The sequence below is a fragment of the Paraburkholderia polaris genome, assembly GCF_012927345.1.
Lineage (GTDB): Bacteria > Pseudomonadota > Gammaproteobacteria > Burkholderiales > Burkholderiaceae > Paraburkholderia > Paraburkholderia polaris.
Genome location: NZ_JABBGJ010000031.1, coordinates 28,699 through 42,063, shown reverse-complemented (window position 1 = coordinate 42,063; position 13,365 = coordinate 28,699). Strand labels below are relative to the sequence as shown.

The 13,365-nt window shown below is 57.4% G+C and carries 12 protein-coding genes; 11 read left to right on the top strand and 1 reads right to left on the bottom strand.

Going from position 1 to position 13,365, the window contains the following annotated elements; all coding sequences use genetic code 11:
- Nucleotides 1-2: 2 nt before the first annotated feature.
- The 9 genes from HHL24_RS26635 to HHL24_RS26595 all read left to right on the top strand — a co-directional run bounded on the left by HHL24_RS26635 (nt 3) and on the right by HHL24_RS26595 (nt 10,098).
- On the top strand, nt 3-2,465 hold the full coding sequence (locus HHL24_RS26635) for a VirB4 family type IV secretion system protein (protein ID WP_169488336.1): 2,463 nt from the start codon (nt 3-5) through the stop codon (nt 2,463-2,465).
- 16 nt (nt 2,466-2,481) lie between these two features.
- Nucleotides 2,482-3,246, top strand: coding sequence for a type VI secretion protein (locus HHL24_RS26630; protein WP_230417578.1), 765 nt, complete (start codon nt 2,482-2,484; stop codon nt 3,244-3,246).
- A gap of 36 nt (nt 3,247-3,282) precedes the next feature.
- Nucleotides 3,283-4,335 (top strand): type IV secretion system protein, encoded by a 1,053-nt coding sequence (locus HHL24_RS26625; protein WP_169488335.1) that lies wholly within the window; start codon nt 3,283-3,285, stop codon nt 4,333-4,335.
- A 72-nt stretch (nt 4,336-4,407) separates the two neighbouring features.
- Nucleotides 4,408-5,607, top strand: coding sequence for a type IV secretion system protein (locus HHL24_RS26620; RefSeq protein ID WP_169488334.1), 1,200 nt, complete (start codon nt 4,408-4,410; stop codon nt 5,605-5,607).
- Nucleotides 5,608-5,652: 45 nt separating this feature from the next.
- The gene (locus HHL24_RS26615; protein ID WP_230417577.1) at nt 5,653-6,897 is read left to right on the top strand and encodes a TraI domain-containing protein; all 1,245 of its coding nucleotides are present in this window, start codon (nt 5,653-5,655) and stop codon (nt 6,895-6,897) included.
- Nucleotides 6,894-8,762 carry a conjugative transfer system coupling protein TraD gene (gene traD, locus HHL24_RS26610; protein ID WP_169488333.1) on the top strand — a complete coding sequence of 623 codons (1,869 nt, stop codon included), beginning with the start codon at nt 6,894-6,896 and terminating at the stop codon, nt 8,760-8,762. The genes HHL24_RS26615 and traD overlap by 4 nt, the downstream gene beginning before the upstream one ends.
- 44 nt (nt 8,763-8,806) lie before the next feature.
- Nucleotides 8,807-9,286 (top strand): hypothetical protein, encoded by a 480-nt coding sequence (locus HHL24_RS26605; protein WP_206003034.1) that lies wholly within the window; start codon nt 8,807-8,809, stop codon nt 9,284-9,286.
- Nucleotides 9,243-9,503, top strand: coding sequence for a hypothetical protein (locus HHL24_RS26600; protein ID WP_169488331.1), 261 nt, complete (start codon nt 9,243-9,245; stop codon nt 9,501-9,503). The genes HHL24_RS26605 and HHL24_RS26600 overlap by 44 nt, the downstream gene beginning before the upstream one ends.
- A gap of 61 nt (nt 9,504-9,564) precedes the next feature.
- Nucleotides 9,565-10,098 carry a DUF4400 domain-containing protein gene (locus HHL24_RS26595; RefSeq protein ID WP_230417576.1) on the top strand — a complete coding sequence of 178 codons (534 nt, stop codon included), beginning with the start codon at nt 9,565-9,567 and terminating at the stop codon, nt 10,096-10,098.
- A 34-nt stretch (nt 10,099-10,132) separates the two neighbouring features.
- On the opposite strand, the gene HHL24_RS26590 is transcribed toward HHL24_RS26595, so the two are convergent.
- Complete coding sequence (locus HHL24_RS26590; RefSeq protein WP_169488329.1) at nt 10,133-10,507, bottom strand: hypothetical protein; 375 nt, start codon at nt 10,505-10,507, stop codon at nt 10,133-10,135.
- Between the two features lie 157 nt (nt 10,508-10,664).
- On the opposite strand from HHL24_RS26590, the gene HHL24_RS26585 reads away from it, so the two are divergent.
- The gene (locus HHL24_RS26585; RefSeq protein WP_169488328.1) at nt 10,665-11,597 is read left to right on the top strand and encodes an ATPase; all 933 of its coding nucleotides are present in this window, start codon (nt 10,665-10,667) and stop codon (nt 11,595-11,597) included.
- A 5-nt stretch (nt 11,598-11,602) separates the two neighbouring features.
- Nucleotides 11,603-13,333 (top strand): ATP-dependent helicase, encoded by a 1,731-nt coding sequence (locus HHL24_RS26580; protein ID WP_169488327.1) that lies wholly within the window; start codon nt 11,603-11,605, stop codon nt 13,331-13,333.
- Nucleotides 13,334-13,365: the final 32 nt, after the last annotated feature.

The following is a 13,365-nucleotide window of genomic DNA, read 5'->3' as shown; positions in this document are numbered from 1 at the left end:
CTATGCTGAAAAAAAACAGGATTACGACTCGTTCGATTCAGGAGGTTGCTCCGTGGGCAACCATGGTCACGCCCACGCTCACTTTCAACAAGGACGGGTCGCTTCTTACGCAAACGGTCTTCGAAGGCATCGACGCGGATAGTCCGAATCTGACGGATATCTCGGCCGTGCGGGACAATCTTGATCACGCCTGCAAGAATTTTGACCATCGTGTTACAGCATGGTGGCGACTGTCGCACCGGCGAATCAGGACTGAGCTGGAGGGCGATTTTCATTCTGCGGCCGACTCCCGGATCGACGCGATCAATCAGCAAAATCTTTCGAGCGGCAAGTACTTCAGGAATTCGCACTCGCTCGCTCTCGCGTATACGCCTGAGTCGGGCATCGACAAGGTTTTTGAAAAGATCAACTACCACATGAAGGTGGGCGGTAAGCCAGTACCCCTCGCCATCATCGAAGCGATCAAGGATATGGTCCTGGCGCGTAGTGCGCTCGCATTCGACCTGACGAAGATGCAGGGCGACATCAAGCGTTTCGAGTCGGTGCTGGACGCCTTCATGGGGGGGGTGACACGTCTGAAACTCAAACGGCTGGAGATGCAGGAGATGATGGCATTCCTGCACCAGACTGCAAACCCCAACGTACCACCTCGCCGCGTTCGTTACCCGGTCACGATGCTCGACACGCACCTGACGGAGACGCAGGTCAACATTGGCGCGACCACGCTCGAATTCAAATCTGCGTATGGCTCGCGCTTCGCCCGCATCGTTAGCATCAAGGAGTGGCTGGGCTTCCAGGAGGCCGCGCTCGACATCCTCAATGAAGTAGATGCCGAGCTCGACGTGTGCGTCATGTTTCGATTCCTGAACACGGGCCGCGCCGAAGCCTACATCAGGAAGATACGCAACTTCTACAAGGTTGCGGCCTTCAATCCGTGGTCGATGATCAAGCAGTATTTCGCCAAGGAAGAACAGCAAAACGACAAGGGCCGTGAACGCCTTGCCAGCGAAGCCGACAATGCCCTCACGAAGCTAATGGCCGACGGCCAGCAGTATGGTTTCGCCAATATATCTATCGTCGTCTACGGCGACACGCCTGAAGAGTGCGAGGACAAAACACGCGAAGTAGTCGGTCGTGTCGGCAACGCAGGCTTCGGCGCGATTCTGGAAGAGAACAACCTGTTCGCGGCGTGGGCCTCAACGCTCCCCGGGCAGTGGCACCAGCAAAAGCGCCTTCAGTTCGTCGAGACGCCGGCCATGTCCGATATTGCACCGATCCGCGGCGTGCTCGACGGTGGGGAGATCAACGACTGGCTAACGTCGCAGGCCGGCAAGAAGGTCGGTGCACTCACTTGTTTGCCAACTCAACACAAGACGCTGCAGCGGCTACACCTGCACCATCCGGGCGGCAAGTCGCATCTGCTCGTGATCGGGCCTATCGGCGCGGGGAAGTCAGTATTGCTCAACTTTCTGCTTTCACAGTCTGGTCGACATGGCGCCCGGCGTATCCGTTTCGACAAGGATCGCTCAACGCGTATCCCGACCGTGCTCGCAGGCGGCAAGTTCATCGATGTGACCGGCCGCTTCTCGGCGGCGACGTCGGTCAACCCGCTTTCACTGCTCGCAGACGAAGACAATTTCACCTTTGTCGCCGGCTGGGTGCAGATGGCGATCGAGGACGATAACTTTACTTGCACGAAAGCGCAGGAAAGCCAGATCTACACGGCTGTCAAGACTCTCGGTGCAGGCTATTCCAAGGACATGTGGCGGCTTTCGTTTCTGATCACGCTACTGCCGGCGGAATTGCGCGAACGTCTGTCCGTCTGGACCGAGGGCGAGAAATACGGTCGCTTTTTCGACCACGTGGAAGATGCGTTTGCGCTGTCCGACGATCTTTCGATCGAACTCGGGGATCTGTTCCAGAGTTATCCGGTGGCCGCGGCGCTCTTTATGGAGTACGCGTTTTTCCGGATCACGAAGTGGCTTACCGGCCGCTACACGGTCATTGAAATCGAGGAGGGGGGCTTCTTCTTCGAGTACGAGCGCTTCTACAAGCGTCTGGAAATCTGGGCTGTCACCATTCGCAAGCTGAATGCAACGCTCGTGATCGCTACTCAATCGCTCAAACAGCTTGAACGGATCAAGGATTTCGAAGTACTGAAAGAGAATATTCCTAACATTATCTACCTGCCGAACGCCGACGCGAGAAATAACAAGCACCTGTACTGCGACGTATTCGGGCTGACGGGAAATCAGGTGGAGATGATCTCGAACGCGGTCCCCAACCGCGATTATCTGCTGGTCACGCAGGCACGCACCCGCATGCTGCAGGCGAAGTTCGACAAGGAAACCCTGGCGTATCTCCGCTCGGATGGTCGCGCGCAGACCATCCTCGACAAGCATTATGAGTCGGGTGACCAGCACTGGCGCGAAAACTACGTCCACGAAATTATGGCGCTCGACTGAGCGTATGGAGATCGACATGAAATTTCTGAATAGCTGCGTCAACCGGCTTATTTCGTCCGCATCGGCCGCGGTTCTTCTCCTTTTTGCCAGTCAGTCAGCGACTGCGCAGGAGATCGTGTTCGACCCGACCAATTTCGCCCAGAATGTAATTACCGCTGCCAAGGCGATACAGGGCGAGATCTACCAGGACACCAACATCGTCTACCAGTACCAGATGGAGGCGAATCAACTCAAGCAGGCGACAGGGATCAATGCGACGGCCTTGATGACTCAGTACAACGCCATCACGTCTGACATCACCTCGATGCAGAGCTATGTGAACAACCTGCAGAGTCTCTACGGACAGTTGCAAAGCGGACAGGGCTGGATAAACAAGGTGCAGGGACTGGTCGCGTCGCAGGGCAAAACACCCCAGCAGTTCATTACTGATCAAGCGACTCTTGCCAGTCAGGGCAATCAGCAGGCCGTCAACCTCTTCCAGAGTGGCAACAGCATCGCACAGCATCAGCAGCAGTTGATGCAGCGTCGGCAGCAGCTGCAGGACTCGATCACCCTGAATCCGACGCAACAGGCCACCGCGGAAGCGACGACGCACTACCTCGATATCGTCACTTCCCAGAACAACGACCTTATCCAGTTGCAAACGCAGGCCGCGCAACAAGCTGCTCAAAAGCAGGCGGCCGCCGCGCAGCAACAGAACGAGAATTCCCAGATTCTCCAGCAACGGCTTCAGGCGCAGCAACAGGAACTCTCGAATCTGGGTATTTCGAATACTAATTGAGTCGGAGTCGATCCAGCTTCGAATCAGGAACTAGTCATGCTGAAAGCCCGCACCTTCCTTTACGCACTGGGCCTCCTTGTGGTCATGGCGCTGCTTTTCTCGCCCTATAGCCGGGCCGAGACTGCGGGTTCCACGGCGGCGTCGGCGTCAACTACCCAGCCGACAGGGCTTGGGCTCGCAGTTACAACTGCGATTGTCACGAATTCGTTTAACTACATCAGCAAGGAGGTCCAGCAGGTCTCGCAGACCATTCTAGGCACCGCGGTGACGACCTCGTCATCGCTGAATTCCGAGTCGGACAAAATTGCAGGCGGACTCGCTGTTCTGGTGCTCGTCCTGACCTTTGTCGAGTATGCGGGAACTCGCCACCCGGTGTCCGCGTGGGTAAAGGTGTTCATGAATATCATGGTGCTTGGCATATTCGCGGCGGTCTACGTTGGATATAGCACGGCGGCACCCGGCTTCTACAACTGGTTCGTGACCCTTGCCACTGACTTGAACGGAGGAACCGCGACGTTCCAGGCCTTGGGCGCTGCCGCTGATGCTGTTCTGGTTGGCATCGCGCACTCAACGGATGGGCTGGGCATCACCGACATCGCAAACGTTTCGAAAGTTCTGATGATTCTGGTGGTCGACGTTGCGGCCGCGATCTGCTTCCTGACGATGTGTCTCTCCGGTGTCGTGTTTATCTATTACACCCTCATCGGACTGGTGCAGTCGGTCATTGGAATCGTGTTCGGAAAGATTGCCATTGCCCTGGGCTTTCACCAGATGACCCGAAATTTCTTCTCGTCGTGGCTTTCGTTCATGATTCACTCGGGGATGTACACCGCCGTATCGGCGGCGATGAATGCGCTCGTCATCAAGACCTTCATTTCAGCGCTGCAAAGCAATACGCCAGGCGGAACGCTTAATTTTTCGACCAGCTTTGCCTCGGTGATAGCGTTGACTGTCATTTCGATTTTCATCCTGCTCCTGTCGATGGAGATTCCCAAGATCGCAGGCATGTTCGGCTCGGGTGCATCCGGCGGTCCGGGGATAGTAGGCAAAGCCGCGTCGGCGATGACCATGGGTGCCTTCGGCGATTAGGGTGACCGAAAGATATGAAAAAAAGCCTTTTCGGCCGGCAATGTCATTGCACTCGAGACTTTGGGATTTCCCATGCTGAATGTCAGTAAATTTCTTTATGGCGTGGGATTGGCCTTCATTCTCGCGATGGTGTTGTCGACATTCGGCCACGCGGAGGTCGGAGACGTAACGGCCATCGATCCCAATACCGGCATCTCCATCGACACAGAGGGTCAAGCAGTCACCGCAGCGGGTACGGCTGCCGCGAACGTCGTGTCGGCCGCGCTTGGATCGAATGTAACTGGCGCGGGCCTCGCGGCGACAGCCGCTGACATCACGAACGCCTTTAACAAAATCAGCGCGTTGGTCACTCAGGTCACGAGCACAGTTATTGGGAATGCGACCGCAGCTGCGCAGACCCTCAATTCCGAATCCGACAAGATCGCAGGGGGCCTTGCTGTGATCGTCGTTGTGCTCACTTTCGTCGAGTACGCCGGCACTCATCACCCGGTACAGGCCTGGGTGAAGGTATTTGAGAACCTGTTCGTCTTTGGCATGTTCGCCACTGTGTACGTGGGATACGGAACAGCTGCTCCGGGGTTTTATAACTGGTTTCTGACGCTGGCTCAACACCTGAACGGCGGCTCCACACCCATCCAGGCTATTGGGGCCGCTGCGGGAGCCGTGTGGCTCGGTATTGTCCATTCGTTCGATGGTGCGAGTCTGTCGCAGTGCATCCAGATTTTTGCAATCGACATTCTGGCGCTTCTGTGCCTCGTGGCGATCTGCCTTGCCGGTGTAATTTTCCTGTACTACACCATGCTCGGAGCCGTGCAGTCTGCCATTGGCATTGTCTTCGGGAAGATTGCGATCGCGCTTGGCTTCCATCAGATGACTCGAGGCTTCTTCTCGTCATGGGTCGCGTTTATGGTTCACGCCGGAATGTACGCTGCGGTCGCGGGGGCGATGAATACTCTTGTTATCAGCCAGTTTCTCGGGGCGTTGCTAACACCCGCTGGCACGCTGAATTTCACGACTAGCTTTGGCACGGTCATCAATATCACGGTTTCCTCCGTATTCATCATGCTGCTGTCTCTGGAGATTCCAAAGATCGCGGGGATGTTCGGGTCGGGAGGCGCAGCGGGCGGCGCGAGCCTCGTCGGGAAGATGGTCGTAGCGGCTACCGCCGGCGCATTTGGGAAGCCCGATCGCGGGACCGACACGCTCAATGACGACGATAACGACGATGGCGATGACCGTGACGACGGCCGGGACGACCGCAACAACGTGTGACCAGAGCACGCGCGCAGACACCCTAACAATATTAAGAGACACGCATTGAAAATCGACTCAGCGACGCGGACGCCGACCAACTTCAGATCTATCGATTCTTTGCAGAAGCTCGGTGAGCTTTCCAAGCGGGTCGAGCTCATCAGGCAGTGCGCGAATGAAGCGAAGCCCGTCTATTTCGAGCAGAAGTGGATGGCTGTTCTTGTCAGGTGTGCCGACTGGCACTCAAGCCAGCCGCTCAGTCCGGAACTTTACAGGGAGCCGGGCGGGGCGCTCCGGTGGACCATTGAGCTGGCTTTTTATGCGATGCGCCTCGCTGGCGCGCAAAAGTTTGCAGCAAACCTTACGTCTGAGGAACGTCGACGCGTCGAGCCGCAATATAACTACGGCGTGTTCATCGCCGCCGTCTGTTCCGGATTGGATGAACCGCATCGGCACTTCCGTGTTATCCGAGCGCACGACGATGCGGAGTGGAACCCCTCCGCGCATGGTGCATTAAACCCGTGGCTCGACGGGTCCGAGTACCGGCTCGGACGCCGCGAGGTCGCGTTACCGGTCGAGCGCATGCGTACAGGAGTGCTTGCCCAATTGATTGTCGGACGCGAGTTGCTGTCCGAACTCGACACCGAAGTACTCGCGCAGATATTCGGGGCGATCAACCCCGCACCGATGCCAATGCAAGGTGAATCCATCACGCACAAAGTCGTGCGTGATGCGGTGAAGGTCGCGACCGACTTCGACCTGAAGGCTCAGCGCGCAGAATTCGCTGCCGTGGAGTTCAGCGTGCCCCCCGCGATCGATGTGGCGAACGTTCTGGTGCCGGTTCAGGAACCAGTCACCGTGCCATTTCCGGAGGACGAAGCGCCACCGGCCGGGTCAGTTGCGTCGCCGACGGCTGCCCCATCGCCATCCTCAAAACCGCCCGGCGGCAAGCCGGTAGATCCTCGCCAGATTTCCCTTCTAGAGGAAGTGCCCGGAGAACCTGGCACTGCTGGCGGGACGCTCGCGGCAGTGCCAACGCTGGAGGAAGGTCTGAAAGACTACCCGGCAATGATTGTCGACTTCTTCCGGGCGCTCAAAGAGGATGTCGCGTCAGGAAAGGCGAAAGTCACGTGGGCGAAGCTGGGACTCAACATCCCGAAGAAGAGCCTCGGTGGGTACGGCATCGCCAGCGACACTTTGATCGACGTGCTGCGCAAGAAAGGCGTACTGCTTGACAACGGGAAGGCCGAGATCATGATCGCACAGGGGATCGGCCGGCTTATCAAGGCTCGTGAGGAGGCGTCGCCATGATCCCTTACATCAATCACTTCCGCCCGGTTTACGAGTCCACACCGATGATCGGCTGGTTTGCCGCGATGCTCATCGTTCCGTTCAGTGGGATGCCACTCGGATGGGTTTTCGCGCTGCTGGCGATGGTGATGTTCCTGTTGCGCGCCACGCAGGTCTGGTCTGCGTTGAACTTCCGCATGGCGATTTCCACGAAGTGGCTGACCACGCTAGAGGTCGCGGAACTGCTCGAAATTCAGAAAAAGATGCGCGAAGAGTCCCAGTCGATGTACCTCGGGATCGGTTTTGAATGGACACAGAAGCATTGTCAGATTGCGCACGACATTCTCCGCATGCCGACCACAGACATCCCCGGCTTGCCGAGGTGGCTTAACAAGACGCCAACCGGCCGCAAGATTGAGGCGAAACTCGAAGAGCTATTTGCTCCGCCTAATAGCAAGCTCGACCTCATGCCGCAAGGATCATCCTGGATTCACGGCATGGAGAAGAAGAAGGTCAACGTGCCGTTTCACTACAAGGCATTGGGCGGCCACACCGTTGTCGCCGGCACCACCGGTTCCGGCAAGACCCGCACCTACGAAGTGATTTCCACGCAGGTGATCCATACCCCGGACGATGTACTGATCATCATCGACCCGAAGAATGATGACGACTGGAAGCGCCGGGTGGAGAAGGAGTGCGCTCGGGCGGGCCGGAAGTTCCTTTACTTCAACCAGTCGAAGCCTTCGCTGTCGATCCGCCTCAATCCTATTGAGAACTGGTCGCAGCCCTCGGAAATTCCGAACCGCATTGCCCAGTTGATGGAAGAGGGGCCTTTCCGGGATTTTGCATACCTGTTCATCGACCGTGCGGTCAAAGGCGAACTGTACGTCGAGGACAAACCGAACTTGCGATCAATCCTGAACTACGCGCAGTCTGGTGTGGCCAACCTGCTCGAGCGCGCACTTATCAGGTTCTTCCGGGAGCAAGGGTTCGAGAGCTGGGAGGAAGAGCTGGCAAGCAGTATGCAGAGGCTCGCGCAAAAGGGCGCGAGTCGTGTGGACGGCATGGTCGAGCTCTACAAGGCCCGCTTTGGCAATGAGGGCAACAGGCACGAGGCACTGGAGGGGCTGATCGCTACGCACTCGCACGACAAGGAGCACTACATGCGGATCATCGCGTCCGCGCTTCCGTTGTTGCAGATGCTGGCGACGGGCGAAACCGGTCTGATGCTGGCCCCGAAGGCCGACGATTTCTCCGACGAGCGGGAGATATGGGACATCGACAAGGTCATCAAGCAAAAGGCCGTCCTGTACATGGGCCTCGATTCGCTGTCGAACAATATCGTGGAGCAGGCCATCGCGTCGATGATGCTCGCCGATGTCTCGGCTGTGTGTGGTGCCGTGTACAACTTCTACGAAACGGACCCGAGCGTCGTTCTGATCATTGATGAAATCGCGGAAGCTATCAACGAGCAGGTAATCCAGGTGCTCAACAAGGGGCGCGGCGCCGGCTTCAAAGCGTTCGTTGCCTTCCAGACCCGGTCCGATCTGACGGCAAGACTTGGAAACGAGTCGAAAATGTTGCAGGTTTTGGGGAATTTGAACAACCAGATCATCCTAAGATTGGAAGACAGCGATACGGCAAAGTGGTTTTCTGACAAAGTCGGAGAAACGGCCATACGCAATCTGGTCATCAACAGCAGCACGAGTACCGGTACCGAGTCGCATATTGGAGAATTCCAGGGCTCAATTTCGAGATCCTTGCAACTGGAGAAGGCCCCTCTTATTCCGACGCGCTTGATTCACGGCTTGCCCAACCTGCAATATTTCATGCGGGTTTCGGGCGCCGCCGTCTACCAAGGCCGCATTCCAATCCTTTCAAATTAATCGCCGTGAGTGAACTCCTAAAAACCGCCGTACGGGAACACAAGATGGCTGGCAGACTGGGCCAGATCTTCGTTGTGGCGCCGCAGCTCGAGTTGGCCTGTGGGCGCGTCGCCGATTTCATTGGCCTGCGCTTTCAGGGCGAGAAGGATCCGCTTATCAAGGAGCTGCTTACGCGCGCCGTTGAGGGCTACAAAAGCGCGCGCAAGGAGTGCAACCCCGAGCTTGCCTTTCTACACGGACTCTTCGAGTACGCTGATCGGCTGTACCGACGGCGTCATGTCGCGAAACAGGGTGAGAAGTACTTCGTCTGGTTGCCGATGATCGAGTCGGTCACCCAGTTCGAGAGTAAGTACCAAACGATGGAGATAGGCACGATTGCAGAGCGTTGTCCCGACGAGATCACGCAGCATTCGGCAGCATTCCAACTAGCGGCCCGCACGCTTCCGGGTGAACTGTTCCGCCAATTCCTCGAGGACTTCGATGGCAGCCATCGTCACAGTAATCGCGAAGCTCTCGCGCATTGACCAGCAGCAGGCCCTCCGCGCATGGCTGTCTGCCGGTGAAGCGGATTCGGTCAAGGATGCGATCCCGGCGGAGTTCACCAAAGGCAAGGAGGCGCGCGCATACGCGCTTGCCTTTGTGATTCGGCACTACCCGATCCAGAGCGGGATAGGCGCTTTCGGCATTCTGCTCTTTGCGTTCTATCTGATCGGGCAATTCGCGCTTCACGTCCATGTCTAGCCGATTCATATCGCATATCCGCTGGTGGTTCTTCATTGCGCCGTTGCTGGCGCTTTTTCTGATGCCGCTGCTGGACAACGAACAACTGTTCGAGGTCTATCCGGCGGAGACCGATTCGGTCTCGGCTCTACTGGGACAAGATCGGGCGGACGATGCGATAGAGCGGGCGAATACCGATTTCAAAACGTGGTTTGTCGACACAGGCGCAGTGCGAGCTACGATGGACCAGTCAAACCATAATGATCTGGGCGATGCGGTTGGTAATGAGTTTGCGCGACGGTGGGCGCACAACTTCTGGTATCTCATCTACCGGATGACCTACCGTGCCTCGGTAATGAGAGTGTGGCTCCTGGGCACGATCCTGCTGTGCATCGCATCTTTCATCGACGGGGGATGCAAGCGCAAGGTGAATGCGGCGGCGGGCGGCGTGGTGCGGCCACTGCACTTCCACGTGGCCGCGCACGGCATCCTGCTCGTGCTCGGGGTCGTGTTCTCGGTCCTGATGATCCCCATGCCGATTCTCGCGCCGTTCTGGATTGGCGTCTCGGCCCTCCTTGTCTTTCTCGTCTGGCGCGCTGCCGCGTCTTATCAGTGAGCAGGCCGGCGTTTCGCCGCCTGCCCCATGCCTGCTAGTCGTCCTTCCGGTCGTCAAACGTGCCAAGCCAGTAGTGGCGCCAATACCATCTACGCAGGGTGGGTTTTTCTTTGCCCCAGATCAGCCTCCTGTTGAACCTGCGGATCCCGACGAGCAGAGAAATAAAGCCAACACCCCAGAACAGCAGATAGATCGCCAAAAATTCGACGGCCAGGCCAATGCCGTATCCGTGGTTGAGCAGGAGGTTCGACAGCCTCAACGTGCAGAAGGCCGCGAACAGGGCGATCGGATACTTCAGGAGTCTTGGAATCCTTTTCCACGGCGGGAAGATCCTTTCAACGAAGGTGCTCATGGTTTTCTTTTCTCCTCCCGCCTGAGCGGCGGTTTGTTGGGTACGTAAAACCAGCATACACGAGTGCCATGATAGTCAAGCTTGCCGGGAAAGTGGCATATCGAGCGAAAGCCATCTAAATTCACCGCTGTTTCCGACTGTCACACACATCCCATCTTGTAAAAATGGTCAATACCGCGCGTGGGGCGCGGAACATTGACAAACAGGGGTGAATATGACAACTGAAAGTGCTGAGGTACTGGGTTCCGAACACAACGTTCATGGTCTGACCGAACCTGGTCACACGATCGTCGATATGAGCATCCCTGTTCTTACCGTCACCGATGGGACCGTGGCTGATCTCGCCGGTGCCGGTGATGGCCAGGGCGGGGCGGACGGGGGAGCCACGCTAGACGACGCCGACGACAGGTCGGTGACGGCCGAACTCGACCATATGTCGAAGACGGCGGATGCTATGCGGGAGCAAGGTCTGCTGACTGCAGACGAAGCAGCCGAACAGATTGAGCAGGTCGAGCATGAGCGTCGGCGCTATCAGGACATGACGCGCGACGAGAAGAAAGCAATCAACAACCGCCTGAAGGACACAGGTCGGCGCCTGCTTGAACAACAGGTGCCCGGTGCTCCGGTGGTCCAGGAGACGGTGACGCTGAATCACGGCCGTCTGACGCCGGTCCTTTTAACGTGGTGGGCTTTCCTGAACCGCATGTCGGTCAACATCGGTCGGTTTGGTCGCGACACGTTCGAGACCAAGAAAAACTCAGACAAGATCCAGGCGTGGTTCGAAGATCAGCAAAAGAGCCTCGCCAAGTACGTGGGCGAGCAAAGGGATCTCGCGGAGGCGGTCTGCCGTACGGGCACCGAAATGATCATCGAGAGCAACCGCAAGCCGCTCAGCCCGGCGGTTACGCGCCCGTCGCTGGTAATCGATGTCGAAGCGTTCACTCCGTACTCGTACGATCTGTTGCAGACAATCATTGAGTTCGACAAGGTGATGAACCTCCTCGACTGGCAGGTTTTCAACCGTCTGAAGGACCAGAGCGACATGGACGACGAAGTCAGTCGCTTCTCCAACAAGCTGCGCCCGGTTGGCGTGCGTGGGCTCAACACCCACCGCAAGCTGATGATGACCATCTACAGCCGCAGCTGATCCGTATGCTCGACGGTCTTAATCGGCGGCAGCTGGAGGTGGTGGAAACACGCACCCCGTGCCTGGCTGTTGCTTGTCCGGGAGCGGGCAAGACGAAGACCATCGCCACGAAAGCCGCGGTTCTATTGCAGGAACCGCAGCTTGTCGTTGGCGCCGTAACTTTTTCGAAGGATGCCGCTGAAGAACTGCGCGAGCGCATTCTTGAACTGGCCGGAGAGGGAGCGAAGAAGCGGCTGATTGGGAGCACTTTTCACTCGCTTGCCTATAAGCAGTTGACTAAGAAGGCTGGCGGAAAGAAATTGAACGTTGCCATGGATGGCGACCGTTTCGGGATCGTGCAGCGGGTCGTCTTTGACACCGGCAGCGATCTGAAGGTTGAAGAGGCGATTCAGGCCATCGAGAAGATCAAGAACGACTTTGGGCGAACGGTGCCCGGCCAACCCGAGACGATCATCTACGAGGCATATCAGGCAGCGCTCCAGCGCAATGGCGAGATCGATTTTCAGGACATGATCAGTCTCGCGGTTGAAGGTATGGATGCGGGCACGATCGAACCGTACCCGTTCTCGCATCTCCTCGTCGACGAATTTCAGGATACCGACCTCGTTCAATACAAGTGGGTCATGGCGCACGCCAGGGCCGGCGCGATCGTGACCGTCGTTGGAGACGACGATCAGAGCATCTACGGGTTTCGGGCGGCGCTCGGCTACCGTGGGATGGACAATTTCTCGGATGAACTCCGCGCCAAACGGATCGTCCTCGGCAGCAACTATCGGTGCCGCGCCGAGATCCTTGCGGCCGCTGATCGGCTCATCAGGAAGAACGAGGATCGCATCGAGAAGGTGCTGGTCGCAGAAAAGGGCACTGGCGGCAAGGTGATCGTGTACCGCTGTGACGATGAATACGAGGAGGCGACGGCTGCGGCCAACTTCCTCATGCCGCGTCTGGAAGGTAATCAGACCTGTGCCATCCTCGCACGGACAAATCGCCACCTTGACGCTGTCGAAAGCGTCGTGCGATCCAACGGCATCAAGTACTTCCGTGCATCAGGAAAATCCATCCTTGAGCGAGCCGAAAGCGCCTGGTTATGCACGCTTCTGGAAAATATTCAGGGTTCAAAGACTTCCGGTCTGGAGTCCGTGCTCGGCTTCGGCGGGATGAGTACTCAGGTTCTCACGATCCTGCATGACGAGATGGGGCCAGTTTTCAAGACGCGGTCGAAGGCAGAACTCGTTGCGCTCGGTATTCCTGAGGACACTGCCACGTCATACCGGGCGTTCATGAAACGACTGGGCGAGTGGAAAGAGCTCTACAAGCGGAATTGTCTCGACCTCGTATTGCACGGTGCGGTTGAGTGGATGTTAGGGGCGTGCAGGAACGATCAGGCTTCCCGCGCGGTCCGGACAACGCACGATGTCCTTTCCAGGCTGAAGGGATCGTTCTCCGACCGCATCAACTTTCTGCGGCAGGACAACAACGAGCCGACACCCGATGCCCTCGTGCTGACGACAATGCACAGTTCGAAAGGCCTCGAATGGGACAACGTGTGGATCATCCGCGCGGAAGAGGGCGTCTGTCCCGACGAGAAAAGCTCCATCTCCGAAGAGCGCCGACTCTTCTACGTCGGGATGACTCGCGCGCGGGAGGCATTGGTGATTACGTCGACAAAGAAAGGGGTCTCGTCGCGCTTCGTACAGGAAGCCAATATCGAAACCTCCGCGCTTGAACCCGTCTAAGGGCACTTTGGCGCGTCCTCACTGAACGAGGT